Annotated in this window: 27 protein-coding genes; 19 read left to right on the top strand and 8 right to left on the bottom strand. The window is 72.2% G+C overall.

What is annotated here, in order from left to right:
- Positions 1-454: 454 nt before the first annotated feature.
- Together ABZ342_RS37710 and ABZ342_RS37705 are read right to left on the bottom strand one after the other, a co-directional pair.
- Positions 455-1255 carry a CPBP family intramembrane glutamic endopeptidase gene (locus ABZ342_RS37710; protein WP_360483601.1) on the bottom strand — a complete coding sequence of 267 codons (801 nt, stop codon included), beginning with the start codon at positions 1253-1255 and terminating at the stop codon, positions 455-457.
- A 66-nt stretch (positions 1256-1321) separates the two neighbouring features.
- On the bottom strand, positions 1322-2239 hold the full coding sequence (locus ABZ342_RS37705; protein WP_360483598.1) for an alpha/beta fold hydrolase: 918 nt from the start codon (positions 2237-2239) through the stop codon (positions 1322-1324).
- Between the two features lie 78 nt (positions 2240-2317).
- Between ABZ342_RS37705 and ABZ342_RS37700 the strand changes: the two genes are divergently transcribed.
- Together ABZ342_RS37700 and ABZ342_RS37695 are read left to right on the top strand one after the other, a co-directional pair.
- Complete coding sequence (locus tag ABZ342_RS37700; RefSeq protein WP_155542622.1) at positions 2318-2872, top strand: helix-turn-helix domain-containing protein; 555 nt, start codon at positions 2318-2320, stop codon at positions 2870-2872.
- Between the two features lie 107 nt (positions 2873-2979).
- Positions 2980-3702: an SDR family oxidoreductase gene (locus ABZ342_RS37695; RefSeq protein ID WP_360483595.1), complete on the top strand. Its 723-nt coding sequence runs from the start codon at positions 2980-2982 to the stop codon at positions 3700-3702.
- Between the two features lie 29 nt (positions 3703-3731).
- Here the strand turns inward: ABZ342_RS37695 and ABZ342_RS37690 are convergent, their stop codons facing one another.
- Positions 3732-4643 (bottom strand): LysR family transcriptional regulator, encoded by a 912-nt coding sequence (locus ABZ342_RS37690; RefSeq protein ID WP_360483592.1) that lies wholly within the window; start codon positions 4641-4643, stop codon positions 3732-3734.
- Positions 4644-4713: 70 nt separating this feature from the next.
- Between ABZ342_RS37690 and ABZ342_RS37685 the strand changes: the two genes are divergently transcribed.
- Together ABZ342_RS37685 and ABZ342_RS37680 are read left to right on the top strand one after the other, a co-directional pair.
- Positions 4714-5652: an SDR family NAD(P)-dependent oxidoreductase gene (locus tag ABZ342_RS37685; RefSeq protein ID WP_360483589.1), complete on the top strand. Its 939-nt coding sequence runs from the start codon at positions 4714-4716 to the stop codon at positions 5650-5652.
- Positions 5649-6479 (top strand): SDR family NAD(P)-dependent oxidoreductase, encoded by an 831-nt coding sequence (locus tag ABZ342_RS37680; protein ID WP_360483586.1) that lies wholly within the window; start codon positions 5649-5651, stop codon positions 6477-6479. Before ABZ342_RS37685 ends, ABZ342_RS37680 begins: the two co-directional genes overlap by 4 nt.
- Positions 6480-6486: 7 nt before the next feature.
- Here the strand turns inward: ABZ342_RS37680 and ABZ342_RS37675 are convergent, their stop codons facing one another.
- Positions 6487-7068: a TetR/AcrR family transcriptional regulator gene (locus tag ABZ342_RS37675; RefSeq protein WP_360483583.1), complete on the bottom strand. Its 582-nt coding sequence runs from the start codon at positions 7066-7068 to the stop codon at positions 6487-6489.
- Positions 7069-7169: 101 nt separating this feature from the next.
- Between ABZ342_RS37675 and ABZ342_RS37670 the strand changes: the two genes are divergently transcribed.
- Together ABZ342_RS37670 and ABZ342_RS37665 are read left to right on the top strand one after the other, a co-directional pair.
- Positions 7170-8219: an aldo/keto reductase gene (locus ABZ342_RS37670; RefSeq protein WP_360483580.1), complete on the top strand. Its 1050-nt coding sequence runs from the start codon at positions 7170-7172 to the stop codon at positions 8217-8219.
- Positions 8216-8923, top strand: coding sequence for a DUF998 domain-containing protein (locus ABZ342_RS37665; protein ID WP_360483577.1), 708 nt, complete (start codon positions 8216-8218; stop codon positions 8921-8923). The genes ABZ342_RS37670 and ABZ342_RS37665 overlap by 4 nt, the downstream gene beginning before the upstream one ends.
- 65 nt (positions 8924-8988) lie before the next feature.
- Here ABZ342_RS37665 and ABZ342_RS37660 read toward each other — a convergent pair whose 3' ends face one another.
- Complete coding sequence (locus ABZ342_RS37660) at positions 8989-9945, bottom strand: NADP-dependent oxidoreductase (protein ID WP_360483574.1); 957 nt, start codon at positions 9943-9945, stop codon at positions 8989-8991.
- A 93-nt stretch (positions 9946-10038) separates the two neighbouring features.
- On the opposite strand from ABZ342_RS37660, the gene ABZ342_RS37655 reads away from it, so the two are divergent.
- Complete coding sequence (locus ABZ342_RS37655) at positions 10039-10620, top strand: helix-turn-helix domain-containing protein (RefSeq protein ID WP_360483571.1); 582 nt, start codon at positions 10039-10041, stop codon at positions 10618-10620.
- Positions 10621-10700: 80 nt separating this feature from the next.
- Here the strand turns inward: ABZ342_RS37655 and ABZ342_RS37650 are convergent, their stop codons facing one another.
- Positions 10701-11642, bottom strand: a complete 942-nt coding sequence (locus ABZ342_RS37650; RefSeq protein WP_196425292.1) for a helix-turn-helix domain-containing protein — start codon at positions 11640-11642, stop codon at positions 10701-10703.
- 180 nt (positions 11643-11822) lie between these two features.
- Between ABZ342_RS37650 and ABZ342_RS37645 the strand changes: the two genes are divergently transcribed.
- From ABZ342_RS37645 to ABZ342_RS37605, 9 genes are all read left to right on the top strand, one after another.
- Positions 11823-13355: an amidase gene (locus tag ABZ342_RS37645; RefSeq protein WP_360483568.1), complete on the top strand. Its 1533-nt coding sequence runs from the start codon at positions 11823-11825 to the stop codon at positions 13353-13355.
- The gene (gene nthB, locus ABZ342_RS37640; RefSeq protein WP_360483565.1) at positions 13352-14059 is read left to right on the top strand and encodes a nitrile hydratase subunit beta; all 708 of its coding nucleotides are present in this window, start codon (positions 13352-13354) and stop codon (positions 14057-14059) included. Before ABZ342_RS37645 ends, nthB begins: the two co-directional genes overlap by 4 nt.
- On the top strand, positions 14056-14655 hold the full coding sequence (gene nthA / locus ABZ342_RS37635; protein ID WP_360483562.1) for a nitrile hydratase subunit alpha: 600 nt from the start codon (positions 14056-14058) through the stop codon (positions 14653-14655). The genes nthB and nthA overlap by 4 nt, the downstream gene beginning before the upstream one ends.
- A complete protein-coding gene (locus ABZ342_RS37630; RefSeq protein WP_360483559.1) occupies positions 14655-15080 on the top strand; it encodes a nitrile hydratase accessory protein in 426 nt (141 codons plus the stop codon). Before nthA ends, ABZ342_RS37630 begins: the two co-directional genes overlap by 1 nt.
- Positions 15081-15096: 16 nt before the next feature.
- Positions 15097-15291: a CbtB-domain containing protein gene (locus tag ABZ342_RS37625; protein WP_155542636.1), complete on the top strand. Its 195-nt coding sequence runs from the start codon at positions 15097-15099 to the stop codon at positions 15289-15291.
- 17 nt (positions 15292-15308) lie between these two features.
- Positions 15309-16067 carry a CbtA family protein gene (locus ABZ342_RS37620; RefSeq protein ID WP_360483555.1) on the top strand — a complete coding sequence of 253 codons (759 nt, stop codon included), beginning with the start codon at positions 15309-15311 and terminating at the stop codon, positions 16065-16067.
- Between the two features lie 68 nt (positions 16068-16135).
- Positions 16136-16438, top strand: a complete 303-nt coding sequence (locus ABZ342_RS37615; protein WP_360483552.1) for a hypothetical protein — start codon at positions 16136-16138, stop codon at positions 16436-16438.
- Positions 16439-16472: 34 nt separating this feature from the next.
- Positions 16473-17534: a phenylacetaldoxime dehydratase family protein gene (locus ABZ342_RS37610; RefSeq protein ID WP_360483549.1), complete on the top strand. Its 1062-nt coding sequence runs from the start codon at positions 16473-16475 to the stop codon at positions 17532-17534.
- Positions 17535-17623: 89 nt separating this feature from the next.
- Complete coding sequence (locus tag ABZ342_RS37605; RefSeq protein WP_360483546.1) at positions 17624-19345, top strand: AMP-binding protein; 1722 nt, start codon at positions 17624-17626, stop codon at positions 19343-19345.
- A gap of 38 nt (positions 19346-19383) precedes the next feature.
- Here the strand turns inward: ABZ342_RS37605 and ABZ342_RS37600 are convergent, their stop codons facing one another.
- Entirely contained in the window at positions 19384-20223 is an 840-nt protein-coding gene (locus tag ABZ342_RS37600) for an SAM-dependent methyltransferase (RefSeq protein ID WP_360483543.1), read from the bottom strand.
- A gap of 233 nt (positions 20224-20456) precedes the next feature.
- Here ABZ342_RS37600 and ABZ342_RS37595 point away from each other — a divergent pair, with 233 nt between their 5' ends.
- Together ABZ342_RS37595 and ABZ342_RS37590 are read left to right on the top strand one after the other, a co-directional pair.
- Entirely contained in the window at positions 20457-20918 is a 462-nt protein-coding gene (locus tag ABZ342_RS37595) for a MarR family transcriptional regulator (RefSeq protein ID WP_360483540.1), read from the top strand.
- 114 nt (positions 20919-21032) lie between these two features.
- Positions 21033-22379 (top strand): alpha/beta hydrolase, encoded by a 1347-nt coding sequence (locus ABZ342_RS37590; protein WP_360483537.1) that lies wholly within the window; start codon positions 21033-21035, stop codon positions 22377-22379.
- A gap of 43 nt (positions 22380-22422) precedes the next feature.
- Here ABZ342_RS37590 and ABZ342_RS37585 read toward each other — a convergent pair whose 3' ends face one another.
- Positions 22423-23295 (bottom strand): helix-turn-helix transcriptional regulator, encoded by an 873-nt coding sequence (locus ABZ342_RS37585; RefSeq protein ID WP_360483534.1) that lies wholly within the window; start codon positions 23293-23295, stop codon positions 22423-22425.
- 132 nt (positions 23296-23427) lie between these two features.
- On the opposite strand from ABZ342_RS37585, the gene ABZ342_RS37580 reads away from it, so the two are divergent.
- Entirely contained in the window at positions 23428-24381 is a 954-nt protein-coding gene (locus ABZ342_RS37580) for an NADP-dependent oxidoreductase (protein WP_360483531.1), read from the top strand.
- Positions 24382-24404 lie beyond the last annotated feature (23 nt).

Raw genomic sequence — 24404 nt, 5'->3', positions numbered from 1 at the left:
TGCGAACGTGGAATCAGGAAACGTCGCACTTTGGGGTCGTTTCGGCGCCGTGCGGTATTTCCGGGGCCCGTTCGGCGACCGGCACGCTATCGATCGTGCGAGACGGCGGCGCCCGGAGCTGCTCTTTCTCGACGGCGTAAGCGGCTCGCACTTCGACGTGTAGCCGTCAGCGGCCGCGCAGGAAACGGGCGAGCGTGCTTTGCTTGGGCGCCAGCCATTCGGCGATGTCGGCGACCACCGCGGATCGACGTGCTGCGGCGACTCGTCGTCCGCGACGGTCACGCGGTGGCCGCCCTCGTCGCCGAATTCATCGCCTACCTCGAGCGGACACCGCCGACCCGAGCACCGACCCCGTCGGCTACCAGCAACACGCGATCTGGCTCGACTGCGACGCATCCTCTTCCCCAGCGAGCAACCCACCCCCGACTGAGCCACGGCGCAGAACCCGGCTCGGCTAGCTTCCGCGTCGGCCGAGCAAGGCGAACCCGACGACGGCCTGCACCGCCAGGACGAGCGCCTGCGTCACGGGTGAATTGATGGTGAGCAACGCAATGGTCGTGTTGACGCCGAAGTGGACCGCGATCGACGCCGGGACGCCGCCGCGTTCGTAGGCGTAGCCGGTCAGCAGCGCCATGGGGACGACGCTGAGCGTGAACAGCAGCCCGCTCCAGCTGAGCAGGCCGAACGCGGCCTGGACGGTTCCGGGGATGAAGAACAGCGGCACGTGCCAGACGGCCCACACGACACCCAGCAGCAGGCCGGCCCGCAGGCGGGTCATCGACGCGCGCAGGCGGGGGTAGGCCGTGCCCCGCCAGCCGGGCTCCTCGGCCAGCGGGCCGCCGATCAGCATGCTGACCACGAACGGAACCGGGCCGCCGAGGGTCGCGATCAGGTTCTGTCCCGCCGTCAAGCTGAGCTCGGGACCGCCGAGGAGCTTCGCGAGCAGCGCGGCCACGACGACGGTGGCCGAGGCCAGCACCAGCAGGGGCAGCACCCACAGCCACCGCGCGCCCGGCCGGGAGCTCACCGCGTGCGCCGGGGCGGGTTCGCCGCGGCGGGCACGGCGGATCCGGAGCACGATCGCGCCGATCACCGGACCGAAGCCGCCGAGCAGGTAGGGGACGACCGTGGGAAAGCTCGTCGGCGGGCCGCCGAGCAGGATCGCGACGAGCCAGCAGGCCCAGCTCGTCGTGAACGTGACGGCCCAGAAAAGAGCGAGGCCACTTCTTTGCCGAACCGGGGAAGCGAGGGACACGTTTTCGCCTTTCCTTCGAAAAATGGGCAGCATCGAGCCCGGGAACAATTGCGGAATGGGATTTCGTCAGTGCCGGTCGGCGGCCGGAGCCGCGCCGAGCCGGCGGGCGAGCCAGCCGGAGACCTGGGCCAGCAGGTCGGCGTCGGCCGGGCGGCGCAGCTGCCGGGAGTAGGACCGCACCGACGGCCGGCCGGGGTCGCGGCGCAGCAGGTGGGTGAGGTCGTCGATCCGGTGGACCTCGACGTCGCCGGGCACCAGGCGGCGGATCACGTCCAGGTCCGCGGGGTCGACCTGGATGTCCTTGCCGCCGGTGATCGCCAGGACGGGGACGCGGATGTTCGCCAGGTCCGCGCGCGGGTCGTGGGCGAGCAGCTCGCGCAGCCACCGGGCGTTCACCGGGACTCCGGCGACGCGCGCGACGTCCGTGCTCGTCGTCTTGAGCCGGGCCAGCTGCCGCCCGCCGAACGCGCGCAGCGCCGGCCGGGCGAACGCGGGGAGATCGCGGGCGATCATCCCGGCCTGCCGGCGCAGGGCGTCCTCGCCCGGGCGGGCGAACCCGGCCAGCAGCACCACCGCGGCGACGTCCGGGTGCGCGCCGAGGGACATGGCGTGGATGGCGCCTTCGCTGTGCCCGACGACGCCGACGGCGTTCGCGCGGATGTCCGGTCGCGCGGCCAGGGCGCGCACGGCGGCGGCAGCGTCGCGGCGGTTGTCGGTGAACCCGGTCGCGCGCCAGTCGCCGGGCGTGGCGCCGACCCCGCGCCGGTCGTAGCGCAACGTGGCGATGCCGTCCTTCGCGAGCGCGGCCGCCATGGGCGCTCCATACGCCATGCGGAGCCGGCCCGTGTTGGCGTCGCGGTCCAGCCGTCCGGATCCGTGCAGCAGCACGACGGCGGGGTGCGGGCCGGCGCCCGCGGGCAGGGTCAGGGTGCCGGCCAGCCGCAGTCCGTCGTCCGCGGTGACCGTCATGTCGACGTCCCCCATGAGTGCTTCTCCCATCATTATCAATCATGCGAATGTTCTCAGTGGTGGGAACAGTATCGCATGTGAGAACATTCGTCCATGGCAACCGCGGACCTTCTCCTGCACCCCGTCCGGATGCGCATCCTGCAGGCGCTGTTCGACGCCGATCCGCTGACCACGGGGCAGCTTCGCGAGCGCATCCCCGACATCGCGCCGGCGACGATGTACCGGCAGATCGCGGTGCTGGCCGAGGCGGGCGTGCTGGAGGTGGCCGAGGAGCGGCGGGTGCGCGGCACGACGGAGCGCAGCTACCGGGTGCGCAAGGAGGAGGCGGTCGTCGACCCCGCGGCGCGCGCGGCGATGACCCTGGCGGAGCACCGCCGGGCGTACACGACGTTCGCGGCCTCGCTGATGGGCGATTTCGACCGCTACCTCGCCCACGAGAACGCCGACCCCCACGCCGACGGCGTGGTCTACCGGCAGGCGGCGGTGTGGCTGTCCGACGAGGAGTTCGCCGCGATGGTCGAGGAGATCGAACGGGCGGTCGTCTCGCGGATGGGCAACGCCCGGGAAGGCCGGATCCGCCGCGTCGTCAGCCTCGTCGTCGTGCCGGACGAACCCGGGACGGAGGCCGATACCGAGCCCGGTGGCTGAGCCGTTCGCGCCGGGAAGACCCGGCGATCGGGTGACATCGCGCGGCGCCGGGGAGCGCTAGCGTGGCGTGGCGCCGGCCGGAAGGCCGGGGGAACGGAGCTGCCGGGATGACGGACCTGGACGGACAGACGGTCGTGCTGATCGGCGGCAGCGCCGGCATCGGGTTCGAGACCGCGCGGCTGGCGCGCGCGAAGGGGGCCGACGTCGTCCTCACCGGCCGCGACCCCGCCAAGCTCGAGCGTGCGGCGGAAACACTCGGTGCGCGCAGCACCGCCGCGTTCGACGCCTCGGACGCCGCGGCGGTGGCGGAGTTCTTCGGCAGCCTGCCCGGCACGATCGACCACGTGCTGGTCACCGCGGGCGGGCCGCACTACGGGCCGTTGCTGGAGATGAGCGCCGAGGACGTGCGGACGGCGGTCAGCGACCACATCGTCGTCTCCCTCGAGATCGCCCGGCACGCCGCTCCGAAGATGCGGCCGGGCGGGGCGATCCTGCTGATGGGCGGCACCGGCGGCCGGCGCATCGGGCACGGCCTGGGCACTGTGTCGGCGGCGACCGCGGCACTGCCACCGTTCACCGCGGCGCTCGCACTCGAACTCGCGCCCGTGCGCGTCAACCTGATCGCCGCGGGCTTCGTGGACACGCCGCTGTCGGCGGCGCTGCTCGGGGACCAGCTGGAGGACCGCCGCGCCGAGCTGCGCGAGAAGCTCCCGATCGGCCGGGTGGTCGGCCCGGCCGACGTCGCCGCGCTGGCCGTCCACCTGATGACCAACACCGCCCTGACGGGCGCGACGTACGACATCGACGGCGGGCAGCAGTTCGTCTTCTGAGCGGTGGGGCCGCGCCGGGGCCACCCCGATCAGGTGGCGGTTTCCAGGGCGGCGGTCCGCAGGGCGGCGGCGACGCGGGCCGCCGGTTCCGGCAGTGGCCGGGGGACGTGGGCGAGCACGATGCGGCGTCGCTCGCCGGGGCCGCCGCGGACGGGCAGCACCCGGACTCCGGCCGGCAGCACGGATCCGAGCGCGCCGGGCACGGTGGTGATGCCGCAGCCGGCCGCGACGAGGTGCAGCTTGGCCAGCCAGTCGCGTGCGGTGTGGGCGATCTCGGGCCGTTCGTCGAGGCCGGGCCATACGCCCATCGCCTGGTCTTCGCCGGAGCCGCCGATCCAGCGGTGCCCGCGCAGGTCGGCGACGTCGATGTAGTCCCGGCGGGCGAGGGGGTGGCCGTCGGGCACGGCGACGCGCAGGCTGCGCTCGGTGAGCGTCCGCAGGACCAGGGCCGGGGTTTCGGTGTCGGGTGGGCGGAACGGCGGCGCGGAGGCCAGCAGCGCGAGGTCGACGGTGCCGGCGCGCAGGGCGCGGACCAGCGCCGGGGTCCGGCCCTCGCGGCTGAGCACGGTGATGGCGGGGTGGGTGCGCCGTAGGGCGGCGAGCGCGCGCGGCACCAGGTCGGCCCCCGCGGTGGGGAACCAGCCGAGCCGGACCGTCCCTTCGTCGCCGGGCAGCCCGGCCAGCTCGCGCGCGGTGGCGTCGAGCTGGTCGATGACGTCGGCGGCCCGGCGGACCACGAGCTGCCCGGCCGAGGTGAGCCGGACTCCGTCGTGGCGCCGTTCCAGCAACGGGGTGCCCGCCGCGCGTTCCAGGGACGCGATCTGGCGGGAGACCGCGGACTGGGTGTAGCCGAGCGCGGTGGCCGCGGCGGTGAGGGTGCCGCGCTCGGCGACCTCGCGGAACACCCGCAACGCGGTCAGCGACGCAGCGGAGAAGGACATGACTTCAACGCATACCAGGTTTGCGTTTCTTTCGCTTTTCGCATGGTCGAACCGGTCCTAGCGTGGAGTCATGAACCTGATCACCACCCCCTTCGGATTCAGCAGCACCGCCCTGGACGTCGCCCGGGGCGTCGACCTCACCGGCCGGCGGGCCGTGGTGACCGGCGCGTCGTCCGGCCTCGGCGTCGAGACCGCGCGCGCTCTGGCCGCCACCGGCGCGGAGGTCACCCTGGCCGTCCGCGACGTCGAGGCGGGGGAGCGGGCCGCGCGGGACATCGCCGCCACCACCGGCAGCACCGCGCCGCGCGTCGCGCCGCTGGATCTCGCCGATCCCGCCTCGGTCGCCGCGTTCACCGGGTCCTGGGGCGGCCCGCTGCACGTCCTCGTGCACAACGCCGGGGTGATGGCCACGCCGGAGCGGTACACGCCGCAGGGCTGGGAGCTGCAGTTCGCCACCAACCACCTCGGGCACTTCGCCCTGGCCACCGGCTTGCACGGCGCGCTGGCCGCCGACGGTGCCGCCCGGATCGTGGTGGTCAGCTCGACCGGGCACATGCAGTCGCCGGTGGTCTTCGACGACGTCAACTTCGCCTTCCGGCGCTACGACCCGTGGCTCGCCTACGGCCAGTCCAAGACCGCCAACGTGCTCTTCGCCGTCGAAGCGACGCGCCGCTGGGCGCGGGACGGCATCACCGCGAACGCGCTGATGCCGGGCGCGATCTACACGAACCTCCAGCGCCACACCGGCGGCCGCGGCAGCGGCCAGGTCCCGCCCGAGCTGATCAAGACCCCGGAACAGGGCGCCGCCACGTCGGTCCTGCTCGCGACGTCACCGCTGCTCGACGGGATCGGCGGCCGTTACTTCGCCGACTGCGAGGAGACGGCGACCATCGACCGCCGAGGCGAAGCCCCGCCCTTGCACGGCGTGGCCCGCTACGCGCTCGACCCCGAAGGCGCCGAGCGCCTGTGGGCCCTGTCGGAAACCCTGCTCGCGAAAGGAATCGCATGACCGCGAAGGTCGCCCTCGTCACCGGCGCCACCCAAGGCCTGGGGCTCGCCCTCGTCGAGGGGCTCGCCGCCCGGCTGTCCACTGAGGACACCGTGTACCTCACCGGCCGGGACGCCGGACGCGTCGCCCAGGCCGTCGAAGCACTGCCCGCCGGCGGGGCCCGGGTCCGCGGCGAGGTCCTCGACGTCGCCGGCCCCCACGAGGCCGGCCGCCTCGCGGAGCGGCTGGCCGAGCGCCACGGCGGCGTCGACATCGTGTTCGGCAACGCCGTCATGCGCGTCGGGCCCGAGGACGACCCGCGCGAGATCGTCGGCGCCTACGCCGAGGTCAACAACTTCGGCACCACCCGGCTGCTGCGGGCGTTCGCGCCGCTGCTGCGCGACGGCGGCCGGTTCCTCGTCGTGGCCAGCTCGTTCGGCACGCTGAACCACCTCGCGCCCGCACTGCACGGCCGGTTCGACGGACTGTCCTCTTTGGACGAGGTGGACAAGCAGGTGGCGGTCTGGCGCGACGCGGTCGCCGACGGCAGCGCCCGCGGCGGCGACTGGCCGGGGTTCGTCAACATCCCGTCCAAGATCGGCCAGGTCGCGGCCGTGCGTGCGCTCGCGGGTCAGCGGCGGGAAGCCGACCTGGCCCGGGACATCCTGCTGGCCGCCGTCTGCCCGGGCATGATGAACACCCCGACGTCGGCGATGTGGTGGGACGTGCGCGACGCCCCGAGCCCCGCCCAGGCCGCGGAAGTGCTGCTGGATCTCGTGTTCCGGCCCGTGGACCCCGCCCAGTACGGCGAGCTGGTCCGCGACGGCGAGGTCCTGCCCTGGCGATGACCCCCGGTCAGGCCGGTGGCGGCGCCTGGAGCCCGGAGAACACGGCGGCGATCAGGCGCCGCCCCTGTGCCGCGCCCTCGTCGTCGTTCGCGACGCGCCACAGGAAGCTCATCAGCATGATGATGTCGGCCGGGTCGTGGCCGGGGGCGATGGTGCCCTCGGCCACGCAGGCGTCGACGAGCTTCTTCACCGCCGCGGTGGTCGGCGCCCACGAGTCGCTGATCACGTTCTGGGCGGCGGCGCTGTGCAGGGCGTCGCCGAGGCCGTGCTTGATGCGGATGTAGGCCGACAGCGTCTCGAACCACTCGATGAAAGCGGCTTTCGCGGACGAGTGTTGGGCCAGCACGTCGTCGGCGGTGGTGGTCAGGCGTTCGATGTCGTGCTCGTAGGCCGCGAGGATCAGGTCCTGCCGGGTGGGGAAGTGGCGGTAGAGCGTTCCGGCGCCGACGCCGGCGCGCTTGGCGACGTCGTTCAGCGGCACGAGCGGGTCCGCCGCGAACAGCTCGTGGGCGGCCTCGATGATCGCGACACGGTTGCGCGCGGCGGCCTTCCGCTGCGTGCCGTAGGTGCCCGGCGTCTGGTCGGTCATGACTCGATGATGCCTCACGCTTTGACATGCGGAGAACTCTCCGCTAGTTTCGGGGGTACTTCCGGAGAATCCTCCGCGAGTTTACCCCTGGAGAACCCCTCATGCGTTACGTGAAGCTCGGCACCACCGGCCTGGACGTCTCGCCCATCGCGATCGGCGCGATGACCTACGGCGAGCCCGACCGCGGCCACCCCGTGTGGTCCCTGGGCGAGGAGCGGGCCCGCCCCCTGATCAAGCACGCCCTGGACGCGGGCATCACCTTCTTCGACACCGCGAACATGTATTCCAACGGCTCCAGCGAGGAAATCCTCGGCCGCGCGCTCAAGGACTTCGCCGACCGCGACGACGTCGTGATCGCCACCAAGCTGCGCCACCCCATGCGGCCCGGTCCCAACGGGAAAGGCTTGTCCCGCAAGGTGATCATGACCGAGGTCGACCACAGCCTCCGGCGGCTCGGCACCGACTACATCGACCTCTACCAGATCCACCGCAACGACCACGCGACGCCGCTGGAGGAGACCCTCGAAGCGCTGCACGACCTGGTCAAGGCGGGCAAGGTGCGCTACCTCGGCGCGTCGTCGATGTTCGCCTGGGAGTTCGCCAAGGCCCTGCACCTGCAGAAACAGCACGGCTGGGCGCGGTTCGTGTCCATGCAGGACCACTACAACCTGCTCGCCCGTGAGGAAGAACGCGAGATGATCCCGCTGTGCCTGGACGAAGGCGTCGGCACGATCATCTGGAGCCCCCTGGGGCGCGGCCGGCTGGCCCGCGCCTGGGACGAAGCGAAGTCGACCGCCCGGTCCGACACCGACGGCGCCTACGCCGACCTGCTCTACTCGCCGACGGAGGAGGCGTCGAACCGCGCGATCATCGACGCGGTCGGGAAAGTCGCCGCCGAGCACGGCGTGAGCCGCGCGGCGATCGCCCTGGCCTGGCTGCACCGCCAGCCGGTGGTCACCGCCCCGCTGGTCGGCGCCGGTTCGACCAAGCAGATCGACGACGCCATCGCGTCCTTGGACGTCGAGCTCACCGACGAAGACGTCCGCGCCCTCACCGCCCCCTACACGCCGCGGTACGACTGGCAGGGCGTCTCGGACGAGGCGACCATGGACGCGATCCGCGCCCGCGTCCCGGGCATGGCGCTGAAGTGACGCCGATCATCCGCTCCGGCCCGGCTGCCCGCGCCGGAGCAGTCCTGCTCTTCCTCGGTCCGCTGGTGTCGTGGGTGGCCGAGCTGATCACGGCGTCGGCCTGGCAGAGCCCGCACTATTCGCCGTTCTACAACTGGGTCAGCCACCTGGGACTGACCGGTCCGAGCCAGGTCGCGTTCGGGCAGGTGGGGAACTCCCCGCTGGGAGCGGTCATGGACGTCGGCTGGGTGCTCTACGGCGTCATCCTGATCACGGGGGCGCTGCTCACTTTCGACCTGCGTGGGGGACCGCGGCCGACCGTGATCGTGGTGCCGGCGATCCTGGCCGGCGTCGGGGTGTCCCTCGTCGGGATCTTCCAGGGATCCACCGCGAACGTCGCGAACGGCCTCATCGCGTTCCACACCTACGGTGCCCAGGGGGTGATGATCGCCGGGAACCTGATGGCGATCGCCGTCGGGGTCAACGGTTCCCGGATCGGACTGGGGCGCGGCCGCTCCGTCGCGAGCGTCGTGCTGGGCATCGTCGGGCTGGTCGCGTTCACGGTGTTCATGGCCGATGTGTTCACCGGCTGGGCGTGGAACATCGGCCTGTTCGAACGCGCCGTGATCTACCCGATCATGATCGGCCACGTCGTCCTCGGCGGTGGCCTCATCGCCCGCATCGCATCCGGCGGGGGCATGCTGCCGGTCGCGGTTTCGGGTTGAGTCTCCGACAAGGGGGATCGTTCCGCCGACCTGGCACACCCCGGACGGCGCCCTTCGTCGTCGCGCTAGAGGTCGATGACGACCTTGCCGTGCACGTGCCGGCCGGCCTGGAGTTCCGCCGCCTGGCGGATCTGGTCGATCGGGAAGCTTGCCGCGATCGGCACCCGGATCCGGCCCGCCGCGACCAGGCGGGCGATCTCGTCCAGTGCGCCGGGAGCGGCGTTCGCGCCGTTGGCCCCCGGCACGCCCTCGACCTGCACCGCGATGGTGCAGATGCGGTCGGCCGGGACGCCGAGTTCCTTTGCGGTGTGCGCTGTTTCCGTTCCGTGCAGGTCGATCGCGGCGGTGACGCCGCCGGGGGCGAGGGCTCGGACGCGGTCGGCCAGGCCGTCGCCGTACGTGACCGGCTCGGCGCCGAGGTCGCGCAGGAAGTCGGACGATGTCGCCGATCCCGTCCCGATCACGCGCGCTCCCGTGAGCCGGGCCAGTTGGACGGCGAACACCCCGACTCCGCCCGCCGCGCCGCCGATCAGCAGGGTGTCGTCCGGGCCGGGGGAGACCACGGCGAGGGCGGCGGCTGCCGTGCGGCCGGCGATCGCGAGGGTGGCGGCGGTGCGGTCGTCGACGCCGTCGGGGGTGTGGCGGGCTTCGTTCGCCGCGATCTCGCCGGCCGCGTCGATCACCACGAAGCCGGCGACCGCGCGGGACAGGGCGCTCCCGAACACCCGGTCGCCCGGTGCGAAGGCGGTCACCCCCTCGCCCACCTGGTCGACCACTCCCGCGTAGTCGGACCCGAACCCGGCCGGCAGGCTCAAGCCGAACCGGGCGGCGGTGTCCGCGTCGGCGGTCATGATCCAGTCCATCGGGTTGAGACCGGCCGCGGTGACCCGCACCCGGACCTGGCCGGCGCCGGCCCGCGGCGCGGGAATCTCCCGGACGGCCAGGACTTCGGGACCGCCGAACGCGTCGAGCTGGACTGCCCTGCTCGTGGCCGCCGACGGGTGAGCGTTCTGGTGCTGCATGGGCGCCTGTCTCCTTGGGGTGAGGGAACGCAGCGAAACGGACTATGCTCCGTTTACCAGAACGACCCTAACACAACCGGAGCGTGATCCGTTTTGGCTGACGTGGAGACGCGGGGACCCCGCGCGGACGCGACCCGCAACCGCGACCAGTTGCTCGCGGTCGCGACCCGCATGTTCGTCTCGGCCGACGCCGAGCCGTCGATGCGGGCGATCGCCCGCGAGGCCGGGGTCGGCATCGCCACGCTCTACCGGCACTTCCCGACCCGTGAGTCGCTGGTCGACGCGGTCTACCGGGACCAGGTCGTGCGGCTGACGACGGGGGCCGGCGAGCTGCTCGGCGAGCTGCCGCCGGCCGCGGCGATGCGGCGCTGGATGGACTTGTTCGGGGACTGGATCGCGACCAAGAACGGCATGCTCGACACGCTGCTCGCGATGATCGAGGCGGGCGAGATCGCCCATGCCCGGACCCGGACCGAGCTGCTGGCGGCCATCGACACGATCCTCGACGCCGGCCGCGCGGCGGGCGACCTCCGCTCCGACGTCACCGCCGAAGACATCGCCGCGTCCCTCATCGGCATCTTCACCGTGGCCCCCCGGCCCGAGCACGAAGCCAAGGCCGGTCGCCTGCTGAACCTGCTCATGGACGGCCTCCGGCCCACGGCCCGGCCGGTCTGAGCCCGGTTCCGGGCGGCGTGGTCGCGGAAAGCGATCAGTGGCCCGGGGAATGGCGACACCACCCCGGCCGAGGCCGCCTCTCAGGAGCGCGCGGTGCGGCGGCGCAGGTCGCCCGGCGTGAGGCCGAAGTGCTTCTTGAACATCCGGCTGAAGTGGGCCGCGTCGGTGATGCCCCAGCGCTGGGCGACCTGGATCACCGGCTCGTCCACCGCGGCCGACGAAAGGTCGCGATGGGCGGCCTGCAGCCGCTGCTCCCGCAGGTAGCCCGCGACCGTCGTGCCGTCGCCGGAGAAGATCCGGTGCAGGTAGCTCAGCGAGAGGTTGCAGGACGCCGCCACGTCCGCCGGGGACAGCTTCGGGTCACCCAGGTTGCGGACGATGAACGACTTCGCCAGTGACAGGTGGATCTCCGGTGGGCTGCCGCCGATCCCGTCCTCCGACATCAACGCGACGTACACGCTCACCATCGCCTGCTGCAGGGCCAGTTGCTGGCGCGGAGCGGCCTCCGTCACCTGCCGCGCCATCGACGTGAGGAGCGCGGCAGCCGCGGTGCCGACGCCCTCCTGGGAGGAGAAGATCCGTGCGGTGTGGTCCTTCTGCACCTTCTCCGGCACCGGGAGCAGCCTCTTCGGCAGCAGGCAGATCGTGAACTGGAATTCCTCGCCGGTCCGGAAGGCGAACGCACGGGAGCTGTCGTAGAACAGCAGATCGCCCGGCGTCAGGGTGGCGGTCCGGCCGTCTTGCTCCACCGTCGCCTGACCGTGGTCCTGCAGCAGGAGGTGGAGGACTCCGGGGTCTTCGGTGCGGATGTCGCGGGTCCGTCGTTCGAACGTGTGCCGGGTGGCGCGGATCCGCCGCAGCCGGGTTTCGGCGACGTCGCCACCGGCGACCCTCCCGCGCAGGGCGGACCCGACCGGCTCGACCGCGAGCGGCACGAACTGGTCGCACACGATCGAGCGCCAGTAGTCGACGCGTTCCGGGGGCGGCCGGTCCGCGGCATCGATCTGCACCGCACCTGACATGGGCCAACAGTGCGACGCGACCGGAACCTTGTCAACTTCGTGCGGGGTCCGCGGGCCCTTCGCTGTACCTCCGTGCCCTGACATTGACTCTCGCTATCCAAGGCCGTCGCACCTCGTTGACCCCGGCGCGCCGCGGGCATTCGATCGCTCGCAGACACCGGACCTTGACGAGGAGAAACCATGGAGCTCCCCTCACGCAGCGCGATCGAGGGCCTCGCCGGCGAGCTGAGGCTGGGCATCGCTCCCGGGGACCTCGACGTGTACCACGCCGCGACGACGGGCCTGCTCGGCTCGTGGGCCGTCGTCGACGACCTGTACGACGCCGAGGTGGCCCCGACGGCTCCGCGGCGGGAATGGTCCGAGCCGGCCGACAACCCGCTGGGTGCCTGGTACGTCACCACCGAGCTCACCGGACGCCCGGACGGACCCCTGGCCGGGCGGCGCGTGGCCGTCAAGGACAACGTCGCCGTCGCCGGGGTCCCGATGATGAACGGGTCGGAGACGGTCCGGGGCTTCGTCCCGAAGGTGGACGCGACCGTCGTGACGCGCCTGCTCGACGCCGGGGCGACCATCGCGGGCAAGTCGGTGTGCGAGGACCTGTGCTTTTCCGGCGGTTCGCACACCGCGAAGACCGGGCCGATCCGCAACCCGTGGGACCTGGACCGCACGAGCGGCGGTTCGTCGAGCGGCAGCGCCGCCCTGGTCGCGGCCGGCGAGGTCGACCTGGCGATCGGCGGCGACCAGGGCGGCTCGATCCGCATCCCCGCGTCCTTCTGCGGGGTGGTGGGGCACAAGCCGACCTTCGGGCTGGTGCCCTACACCGGCGCGTTCCCGATCGAGCAGACCCTCGACCACCTCGGCCCGATCGCGCCGACGGTCGCCGACGCCGCGGCCATGCTGACCGTCCTCGCCGGCGCGGACGGCAAGGACCCCCGGCAGCTGATCGGCCTCGCCGGAATCGACTACGTCGAAGCGCTGGAGCTGGACCGTGGCCTGCGGATCGGGGTCGTGGCCGAAGGTTTCGACCAGGCCAACTCCGATCCCGGCGTCAACGCTGTGGTCCGGCGGGCCGTCGAGAGCCTGACCGCCGCGGGGCACGTGGCCGAGGAGGTGCCGATCCCGTGGCACAAGCACGGCGCCGCGATCTGGGACGTCATCTCCGTGGAGGGCGCGACGTGGCAGATGGTGCAGGGCAACGCCTACGGACTCAACTGGAAGGGCGCCTACGACCCGGATCAGATGGCGTTCTACGGCCGGCAGTGGCGACAGGATCCGTCGGCGTTCTCGGAGACGGTGAAGCTGGTCGCCCTCGGCGGCACGTACGCGTTGCGGAACGGCTATGGCGCGGGCTATGCGAAGGCCCGCAACCTCGAGCGCGTCCTGGCCGCCGCCTACGACACGGCTCTCGCCACCTACGACGTCCTGGTGATGCCCACGCTCCCGATCACCGCGAGCCCGATCCCGTCCGAGGACGCACCGGTCGAAGAGATCATCGGCCGCGCACTGGAGATGGTCTCCAACACCGCACCGTTCGACGTGACCGGTCACCCGGCCTGCTCGATCCCCGCCGGCCTGTCCGGCGGCCTGCCGGTCGGGCTGATGGTCGTCGGCCGGAAGCACGACGACGCCGGCGTGCTGGCCGCCGCCCACGCTTTCGAACGCACGCTCGGAACGCTCACCGCGCCCGATTACCACAAGGAGCTCAGCGCATGAACGGAGTATTCGACCTCGCCGGCACCGACGGCCTCGGTCCGGTCGTCGTCCCCGACGAGGAACCGGTCTTCCGGACGGAGTGGGAGAAAGCCGTGTTCCCGATGTTCGCCCTGTGCTTCCGGGCGGGCTTCTTCGGCGTCGACCAGTTCCGGCACGGCATCGAGCTGATCGACCCGGCCGTGTACCTGAAGTCGCCGTACTACGAGCACTGGGTCCACACCGTCGAGCACTACGGCGAGCAGCTCGGCAAGCTCGACCTCGCCGAGCTCGACCGCCGGACCGAGTACTACCTGGCCCACCCGGACGCCCCGCTGCCCGAGCACGCCGACGACCCCGACCTGCTCGCGTTCGTCAACGCCGTCGTCCCCGCGGGCGCCACCGCGAAGCGCGAGCCGGCCAAGCCGGCCCGGTTCGAGGTCGGCGACGTCGTCCGCGTCGACCGGTCCTCGCCGAAGGGCCACACCCGCCGGGCCCGCTACATCCGCGGTGCCGTCGGTGAGGTGGTGCTGGCCCACGGCGCCTTCATCTACCCCGACACCGCCGGCAACGGGCTCGGCGAGCACCCCGAGCACGTCTACACCGTCCGGTTCACCAACGACGAGCTGTGGGGCGCCGACCACGCCGAGCCCAACGGGTCGGTCTACTTCGACGTCTGGGACCCCTACCTCGAGCTCGCCACCACCGCCGAAGGAGCGCACGCATGAGCGCGAAGATCCGTACCCAGGAAGAGATCGCCGCCCGCGTCAAGGCGCTGGAGTCGATGCTCATCGAGCAGGGGGTCATGACGACGCAGGCCATCGACCGGATGGTCGAGATCTACGAGCACGAGGTCGGGCCGCAGCTGGGAGCCAAGGTCGTCGCCAAGGCCTGGAGCGACCCCGGGTTCAAGGCCCGGCTCGTCGAGGACGCGTCCGAAGCGTGCAAGGAGCTGGGGATCAGCGGCCTGCAGGGCGAGGACATGGTCGTGGTGGAGAACAGCGCCACGGTGCACAACATCATCGTCTGCACCCTCTGCTCCTGCTACCCGTGGCCGGTGCTCGGCCTGCCGCCGAACTGGTACAAGGACCCGCAGTACCGCGCCGCGATCACCCGGGAGCCGCGCAAGGTCCTGCGCGACGCGTTCGGCTTCGACGTCCCCGAGGACGTCGAGGTGCGGGTGTGGGACTCCAGCAGCGAGATGCGCTACTGGGTGCTGCCGCGGCGCCCGGCCGGCACCGAGGGGTGGACCGAGGAGCAACTGCTCGCCCTGGTCACCCGCGACTCGATGATCGGCGTCGGCCCGGTCGCCGAGGTCGCCTGATGTCCGCCACGACGACCCTCCCGGCGCCGTACCCCAGCGCCGCGGCCCTCGGGGAAACGCGCCGCGAGGTCGAGCAGCTCGTCTGCGGGATGCCCGGCGGCGACCCGGGTTTCGAGCACCCCTGGGAAATCCGGGCGTTCGCGATGGCCGTCACCGCCCACCGCCGGCTCGGGTTCGACTGGTCGGAGTTCCAGGGCGCACTGATCGCGTCCATTCAGGACTGGGAGTCGAGCGACATCCCGTGGTCCTACTACCGGCACTGGGTTTCCGCTCTGGAAGTGGTGATGGCCAAGGCGGGCGTGCTCGACGCGGCCGCGCTCGACGTGCAGACGGAGGAAGTCCTGGCGCTGCCGGCCAACCGCAACCACCACGAGGCGCACACCGAGCCGATCGCCGTCGACCCCGCGCGCACCGTTCCCGCCTGACCCGGAAGGAAATCCCATGACCCAGCGCATCATCGTCGCGAAGGGCAAGATCGCGACCACCCACCTCGGCATCACGCTCACAGTCCTCGCGCTGCTGGGCGTTCTGTTCCTCCTGCAGGAGAACGGGTTCGCCCTCTCCGCGCAGGCCGCCCATTACCTGCACGAAGCCACCCACGACGCGCGCCACGCCCTCGGCGTCCCGTGTCACTGAGCGGCAGGGGACAGCTGATGGACACCGTTCCCCTGGGCCGCACCATCGGCTACGGCGCTCTCGCGGGCGTCGTGGCCGGGGTGACCGGATCCGCCGTCATGTACTGGCTCGTCGAGCCGTTGATCCGCACCGCGATCGCCCTCGAAGACGCGGAGGCCGACGAGCACGCCGGCCACGCGCAGGCCGCGGGGGAGGTGGTGACGCGGGGCGAGCAGGTCTCGTTCGGCCTGGCCACCGTGGTCGTGGTCGGAATCCTGATCGGCATCGCCTTCGCACTCGTGCACCGGTTCCTCCGGGCGAGGCTGCCCGGCAGTGGCTCGCCCGCGTCGTCGGTGATGGTGCTGGCCGGGCTCGGTTTCGTCTCCTTCACCCTGGCCCCGGCCCTCGTCATCCCGGCGAACCCGCCCGCGGTCGGCGACCCGATGACCGTCGACGTCCGCACCCTCACCTACCTGGGGACGATCGTGGGCGCCGTCGTCCTGACGGCCGTGGTCACCAGCGTCGCGCGCGCCGGGAACCTGACGCACGGAGCGCGGGCGATCGCCGCCACCGCCGTGGGAATCGCCGGAACGGCCGTCCTGTTCTGGGCGCTGCCGGACGTCGCCGACCCGGTGCCGCCGACCGTCCCGGCCGACCTGATCTGGCACTTCCGCGTCGCGTCGCTGGCTCAGATCGGCGTGATGTGGCTCGTTCTCGCCGCCGTCTTCGCTTTCCTGGCCTCCGGCCGCCCCCGGCTCGGTGCATCCCCGGGTCCGCAGCGCGCCCAGGCCCGGTGAACGCGTCCGGGCCGCGGGTCCGGATGTGCCGGGGCTGCTGCTGTGGCACCACCCGCAAGCATCCCGATGTGGACCACGAGGGCATCGCCGACGTCCTCGGCACCGCGATCGGGCCCGAAGCGCGGCTCACCCGCGTCGGCTGCCTGTGGGCGTGCGACCTCTCGAACGTCGTGGTCGTGAACCCGGGCGTCGAGGGGCGCCGGCGAGGTGCCCGACCGGCCTGGGTCACGAAGGTCAACACCGTCGAACGGGCCCGCGCCGTCGCCGACTGGGTGCGCCGCGGTGGCCCGGGCCTCGCCGAGCCACCGGAAGAACTCGGCGAGGTGCTGTCCGCGGCCGGGCTCCGGCGGGTGAGCGCCCCCGGCCGGTGACCGTCCAGAACGTTTTCGTCAAGGAGGAAGCACCATGGAATCCGCGATCGACACCCACCTGCAGTGCCCGCGCACCCTGTCCCGGCGGGTCCCCGACGACTACCGGCCGCCGTTCCCGATGTGGGTGGCCCGCGCCGGCGCCGGCCTCCAGCAGGTCGTCATGGCCTACCTCGGTGTCCAATACGGACAGGACGCGCAGCGCCCGGCCGCCCTGGCCGCGCTCCGCCACCTCGCCGGCACGTTCGAGGGCGCGGACGGCCCCGTCCACCACGACCTCACCGACCACGTCGACGACTCCGGCCACCACAACCTCATGGCCGTCGGCTACTGGAGCGACCCGGCCGCCTTCTGCCGCTGGCTGCGCTCCGACGAGGTCAAGGGCTGGTGGGACGCCGACGAGCGGCTTACCGACGGCCTCGGTTACTTCCGGGAAGTCATCACGCCCCGCGCGGACCAGTTCGAGACCCTGTACGCGTTCCAGGACGACCTGCCGGGCGTCGGGAGCGTCATGGGGGAGATCAGCGACGAGATCAGTGAGCACGGCTACTGGGGTTCGATGCGGGACCGCATCCCGCAGTCGCAGACCGACTGGTTGCAGGCCGACGGAAACCTCACCATCGTCTCCGGTGATCCGGGCAAGGGTGGCCGGGTGGTCGTCCGCGGCCACGACAACATCGCCCTCATCCGCTCGGGCCAGGATTGGCGGGCCGCGGGGGAGGAAGAGCGCTCGCTCTACCTCGACGAGCTCCTCCCGCCACTGGAGGAAGGCATGGACTTCCTCCGGGACAACGGCGAGACGCTCGGCTGCTACAGCAACCGGTTCGTGCGCAGCATCGACCTCGACGGCAACGACCTCGACGAGAGTTACAACATCGGCCACTGGCGGTCGCTGGAGCACCTCGAGCGGTGGGCCGAGTCCCACCCGACCCACCTGCGGATCTTCGTCACGTTCTTCCGGGTGGTGACCGGCTTGGAGAAGCTGCGCCTCTACCACGAGGTGTCGGTGTCCGACGGCCGCGAGCAGATCTTCGAGTACGTCAACTGCCACCCCCGGACCGGCATGATGCGCGACGCCCGCCCGCCGGCCGGCGCCTGACCCGCTTCTCCGAGCCGGAGCTGCCCCCGCCCGGCCCGGAGAAGCCCACCACCCCTGTCCACGAAACGCCCGCTTCGAGGAGCCCGACGATGAGCACCCCCACCCCGCCGCGGCGTCCGCCGGTCATCGACCTTCGCGACGCCCGTGACCGGCTGCACGACTTGCGCGCGTCCTACGCCGAAGCCGTCGCCGCGTTCCGGTGGCCCGACGTCGGCCCGAGCTTCAACTTCGTGCACGACTGGTTCGACACCTTCGCCCGCGGCAACGACCGGCCCGCACTGGTGATCACGGAGGAGGACGGACGCCGGGGCGAGTACTCCTTCGCCGACCTGGTCACCCGCTCCGAGCAGGTGGCGGCGCACCTCGCCGCCCACGGCGTGCGCGCCGGCGACAGCGTCGTGGTGATGCTCGGCAACCAGGTCGAGCTGTGGGAGAGCATGCTGGCGCTGATCCGGCTCGGGGCGGTCATCATGCCGACGACGACCGCCGTCGGCTCCGCCGAACTGACCGACCGGCTGGACCGGGGAAGGGCGCGGGCGGTCATCTGCAACCCCGCCGACGCGCCGAAGTTCGACGAGGTTCCGGGCGGCTACCTCCGCTTCGCCGTGGGCAGCGTCGACGGCTGGCTGGACTACGCCGCCGCCTACGACGGCGGTCGTCCGGCGGTTCCGCATCCGGGCAACGCCAGTACGGCGCGGCTGCTCCTGTACTTCACGTCCGGCACGACCAGCCGGCCGAAGCTCGTCGAGCACACCCACGTGTCGTATCCCGTCGGGCACCTGTCGACCCTGTACTGGCTCGGCCTGCGGCCCGGCGACGTGCACCTCACCATCTCCAGCCCGGGCTGGGCCAAGCACGCCTGGTCGAACTTCTTCGCGCCCTGGCTCGCCGAGGCCACCGTCTTCGTCTACAACTACGGGCGCTTCGATCCGGCCGCGCTGCTGACGCGGATCCGCGAGGAGGGCGTCACCTCGTTCTGCGCCCCGCCGACGGTGTGGCGGATGCTCATCAACGCCGACCTGTCCGGCGGCCCCGGCTCGCTGCGCGAGGTGATCGCCGCCGGCGAACCGCTCAACCCCGAAGTCATCAGCCAGGTCGAGAAGCGCTGGGGCCTGACCATCCGGGACGGCTTCGGCCAGACCGAGACGACCGCGTGCGTCGCCAACACACCAGGCCAGCCGGTCAAGGCCGGATCGATGGGCCGGCCGCTGCCGGGCGTCCCCGTCGTGCTGGTCGATCCGCTGACCACCACGGTCGTCGACGGTCCCGGCGAGGGAGAGATCTGCCTGGACCTGGCGCGACAGCCGGTGAGTCTCATGACGGGCTACCAGGGTGACGTCGAGCGCAACGCCGAAGTGATGGCGGGCGGCTTCTACCACACCGGCGACGTCGCCTCCCGGGACGAGGACGGCTACCTCACCTACATCGGCCGCACCGACGACGTCTTCAAGGCGTCCGACTACAAGGTCAGCCCGTTCGAACTCGAGTCGGTCCTGATCGAGCACCCGGCCGTCGCCGAGGCGGCCGTCGTCCCGGCGCCGGACCCGGTCCGGCTGGCGGTCCCGAAGGCCTACATCTCGCTGGTGGCCGGCCACGAGCCCGACGCGGAGACGGCGCGCTCGATCCTCGCCCACGCCCGCTCGCACCTGGCGCCGTACCTGCGGGTGCGCCGGCTGGAGTTCGCCGAGCTCCCCAAGACCATCTCCGGCAAGATCCGCCGGGTGGAGCTGCGGCAGCGCGAAACCGAGGTCGCGCACGGCCGGACGGCCGGGGAGTACCGCGACGACGACTTCCCGGACCTGAAGGGCTGAATCGGCGGACTGGTCAGCGTCAGCCGAGACGTGAGGGGTCAGCCGGGCGTCGGAGGGACGACGCCGACACCTCCGCAGCCGAGTTTCAGCGCCTTTCCCGGGGCGCGCAGCAGGGGTCCGTCGGGCCACCAGCTCTGGACCGGAGCCAGGCCGGGGTCGAGGAGGTCGTATCCGTCGAACAGCCGCCGCAGCTCGGAGCCGGTGCGGCAGCGCAGACGACGGCCGGAGTGGATGTGCCACACCTGCTCGACGGATCGCGCCAGATCGGGGTCGTCGACCGGTTCGATCCACCCGCTGAGCGCCAGCGCCGATCCGGGTGCCAGCAGGCTGCGGTACCCGGTCAGCGCCGCGCTCAGGCGGTGGTCGTCGAGTTCGTGCTGGACGCCGCGGGTCATCAGCACCGCGACCGGCCGGCGGAGGTCCAGGACCGACCACAGCTGCTCGTGGTCGAGCAGCCGGTGCGGGTCGAGGTGATCGCCGGACACGATGTGCGTGGCGTCGTTGTCTTCCAGCAGCGCGCGGCCGTAGCTGAGCAGCAACGGGTCGGTGTCGGTGTAGGCGACGGTCGCGTCGCGGTTGTGGCGCTGGGCGATCTGGTGGGTGTTCTCGTGGGCGTGGGGCAGGCCCGCGGCGAGGTCGAGGAACTGGTCGATGCCTCGGTGGGCGAGGTGCCGCACGACGCGGACGTGCCAGGCGCGGGTGGCGCGGAGCAGCTCGGTGAAGCCGGGTGCGGTCTCCTCGAGCGCGGCCAGCGCTTCGCGGTCGAGAACGTAGTTGTCGGTACCGCCGAGGGCCGCGTTGTGAATCCGCGCCGGGGAAGCAACGGGGAGCCGCCACGTCCTGGCGGTGAAAAGACCAGGCGGTGGTGCGAGTGTCATGCCGTGAACCTCCGGCACCTCAAGGAAAACAGAGCATGTTCGCGCAGGTGGGCAGCCTAACAACTTCGGTAACTTCTGTGACCAGTTTGGTCGTGACACGAAGGAATGGTTCGTGGCGGCCCGATATCCACCCGAAGTGGGTTTCGGACGACCCCGAAGGTCGTGCGGTCGAAGGTCTGCCGCCGTCCGGGTGTCTTGTTCGGCTACCGACCGTCGTCGGTCACCATGGAGCGATGTCGCCGTCCGCGTCTTCGCCTTCGAGCCCGGCCGGGCCGGGCCTGCTGTACCTCGTGAAGCAGCTCGAGCTCGCCGTCCGGGCCCGGCTGGACGACGTGCTCCGCCCCGTCGCGCTCACGCCGTTGCAGTACACCGCCCTCACCGTGCTGGAGCGGCGGCCGGGGCTCACGACGGCCGAGCTGGCGCGGAACTCGTTCGTCACCGACCAGGCGATGGCCGACATGGTGGTCGCGCTCGAGCGGCTGGGCTTCATCGTGCGGGACGGCGATCCTCGCGACCGGCGGCGGCGGGTGATCCGCTTGACGGGCTCCGGTGCGGACATCCTCGGTCGTGTCCGTGACGACGTGGTCGCGCTCGAAGAGCGGCTGGTCTCCCAGCTGCGTCCGCGCGACGCGGCTCGGTTCCGTGAGTACGTCGTCGCGTGCCACGCCGCGCTTTCGGATCGTCCCTCGCACTGACCTCCGGCCGAATAAAGACAGGAAACCTGTACATCTCGGTGGGGCTGTGGCACTGTGCTCGCCAGTGATTCCGCGACGAGCCGGGTGAGGCGACCCGGGTAAAGGGGCACGAGCATGCGCAGGTGGTATGGCCGCGTCGTGGCGCTGGCCGGCTCGATCATGCTGGCGATCGGCCTTACCTCGGGCGTCGCCGCCGGGGCCGCGAGCGGGCACCACACCGGGCAGCTGCCGGACGGGGCCACCTGGGTGGCCGACGTGCCGGACGCCTGGAACGGCACGACCATCCTGTACAGCCACGGTTTCGGCCCGCTCGCCGCCCAGAACGCGCCGAACGACGAGACGAAGCAGGCGTTGCTCGGCAGCGGCTACGCGCTCGTCGGCTCGTCGTACAGCGGCCCGTCGTGGTGGGCGCTCGCTTCGGCGGTGCGCGACCAGTTCGGTGCTTTGACGGCCCTGGAGCAGCTCACCGGGAAGCCGCGGCGCACGATCGCGTGGGGCACGTCGATGGGCGGCCTGGTCAGCGCACTGGAAGCCGAGGACGGCGGACGTCGGCTCGACGGCGTCCTGAGCACGTGCGGGCTCGTCGCCGGCGGCCTGAACCTGAACAACTACCAGCTGGACGGCGAATACGCGCTGGCGCACCTGCTCGCACCGGCCCAGGACGTCAAGCTCGTGCGGTTCGCGAGCCCGGACGAGGCGAGCGCGTCGGCCGCCGCCCTGACGAAGATCGCCACCGACGCCCAGGCCACCCCGGCCGGGCAGGCGCGCATCGCGCTGGCCGCGGCCCTCATGAACGAGCCAGGGTGGTTCACCGGCGCGACACCGCCGGCGCCGACCGACTACGCGGGCCAGGAAGCCCAGCAGCAGCAGGAACTTTCGCAGTTCGTCCTCGGGTTCGTCGTCACCGGTCGCTACCAGATCGAGCTGGCCGCGGGCGGCAACAGCGCGTCCACCGCGGGTGTCGACTACCGCAAGCTGCTCGGTGACAGCAGCCACGCCCGTCAGGTCCGGGCCCTGTACCGCGCGGCGGGGCTCGACCTGGAAGCCGACCTCGCGACCCTCACCCGTGACGCCGACATCCGGCCGGATCCGCAGGCGGTGCGCACCCTCGCGCGCACGTCGACGGTGACGGGCCGGCTGCGCGTGCCGACGCTGGACATCCACACCACCGCCGACCAGCTCGTGCCCGTGGAGCAGGAGGACTGGTACGGCGAGCAGGTGCACCGGGCGGGCGCCGGGGGCTTGCTGCGCCAGGCTTACGTCGGCGCGACCGGCCACTGCGCGTTCCAGCCGTCGGAGAGCATCGCGGCGTTGCACGCGCTGGAGTCCCGCATCGAGACCGGCCGCTGGGGCCACGTCGCGAGCCCGGAGCGCCTCAACGAAGCCGCCGACGAACTCGGCGGGGCCGGTCGCTACGTCCGGTTCGATCCGCCGGAGCTGACCGGCGCCGGTCGTCGTTGACCGGGCGACGCCGACCCGCCCGAGGCGGGTCGGCGATCGACCCTCACGTCCTCCGGGCGGACGTCGCTGTCCGGCCGGGTGTCTCGAGCAGGCCGGCCAGCAGCTGGAGTCGCTCGTGGTCCGGGCCGCCCGGCTTCGCCGTGTAGACGATGAGCACCGGCCCGGGGGCGCCCGGCATCGGGTAGGCGTCCCAGTCCAGGTTCAGCTCGCCGACCAGCGGGTGCTCGACGCGCATGCGGCCGCGGGTCGTGTCCTCGACGTCGTGGCGGGCCCACAGCGTTGCGAACTCCGCGCTGCGCACCGCCAGCTCACCGACCAGTTCGACCGCGCGGGGGTGCCCCGGTTCGGCCGCGACCTGGGCCCGCAGCATGCCGGTCAGCTCCGCGACCGTGGCCGCCCGCTCCGGGCACGCCTGGTCGGCTTCGGGGTGCAGCAGCATCGCCAGCAGGTTCCGCTCGGTCCGCGGCAGCTCGGTGAACGTGCCCAGCAGCGCGCCGGCCAGCGGGTTCCAGGCCAGCAAGTCCAGGAAGCGCCCGACGACCAGGGCGGGCGACGTCGTCGCGTGCAGCAGCCGCAGCGTCGTCTCCGGTACCTCCTCCGGCGGGTACACCCGAGCCGGCCGGGCCGGGGTGCGCGCGGCGGCGGCGAGGCTGTGCAGGTGCCGGGTCTCCTCGGCGGAGAAGTTCAGCGCGCGGGCGATGGCGTCGAGGACCTGGTCGGAGGGCCGCACGTCGCGGCCCTGCTCCATGCGCTGGTAGTAGTCCGAGCTCACCCCGGCCAGCAGGGCCAGTTCTTCGCGGCGCAGCCCGGCGACGCGCCGTCGCGGGCCCGGCTCCAGGCCGACGTCCTGGGGCCGCAGCCGCGTGCGCCGGGTCCGCAGGAAATCGGCGAGCGCGCGGCGGGGGTCGTCGGTCATCGGTTCAGTATGCCCGCGGGGTGACCGCCGAAGGTGGGTCTGGCGGTCCCAGGAAAACCCGGACGCCCGTGCGGCCCGGCGACGGGCCCAGGATCGGTGCCGCACCAGCCGATCACGAAAGGACAATGCGACATGAAGACCGCACAGATCACGAGCTTCGGGCCGCCGGAGGTCCTCCGGGTCACCGAGACCGAGCGTCCCTCGCCCGGTGCCGGTGAGGTCCTGGTGGCGGTCGAGGCGTCCAGCGTCAACGGGCACGACACGATCGTCCGCGCCGGTGGGCTGAAGATGGTGTCGGGCCGGAAGTTCCCGCTCGGTGTCGGCCTGGACTTCGCCGGTGCCGTCGTCGCGGTCGGGCCCGGCGTCGAGGGCTACCGCGCCGGGGATCGGGTGTGGGGGATGGTGCACCCGCGGCAGCGGCACACCACGGCCGCGGCGGCCGAGTACGTCGTGGTTCCCGCCGCTCGCCTCGGTCTCGCTCCCGCGGGTGTCCCGGCGGTCGAGGCGGCGTCCCTGGTCGTGGCGGGCAGCACCGCGTTGATCGCGTTGCGCGACAGCGTCGGGCTGGGCGAAGGCGAACGGGTCTTGGTGCGCGGCGCTGCGGGCGGTGTCGGTACCGCGGCGGTGCAGCTGGCCCACGCGATGGGCGGCCACGTGACCGCGCTGGCCCGCGATCGCCACGCTGCCGTCCTGCGCGATCTGGGAGCCGACGCCGTGCTCGACTACGGCACCACGACTTCCGACGCGATCGGGCCGTTCGACGTCATCGTCGACACGGTCGGGTCCGAGTTGCACTGCTACCGCGCCAGGCTGGGCAAGGGCGGCCGGATGGTCACCGTCGGACTGTCGGCCCCCGCGCTGGCCGCGATCGCGGCGTCGGCCATCCACGGCTCCCGGCGCATCCGCACGTTCAGCGCCAATCCCGACTCGGCTGTGTTGAGCGATCTGGCCGGCTTCGTCACCTCCGGTGCGCTGCGCCCGACGGTGCACAGCGTGTACCCGCTGGCCGACATCGCCGCCGCGCACGAGGCGTTCGAGCGCGGCGGTGTCATGGGTAAGCACGTACTCGCCACCGGCCTCGCGTGAGCTGCCGTCCGGCCACGCCTGGG

The sequence above is a fragment of the Amycolatopsis sp. NPDC005961 genome (assembly GCF_040629235.1).
Taxonomy (GTDB): domain Bacteria; phylum Actinomycetota; class Actinomycetes; order Mycobacteriales; family Pseudonocardiaceae; genus Amycolatopsis; species Amycolatopsis camponoti.
The sequence above is the reverse complement of the archived record's forward strand: the minus strand, read 5'-3'. Positions and strand labels throughout refer to the sequence as shown.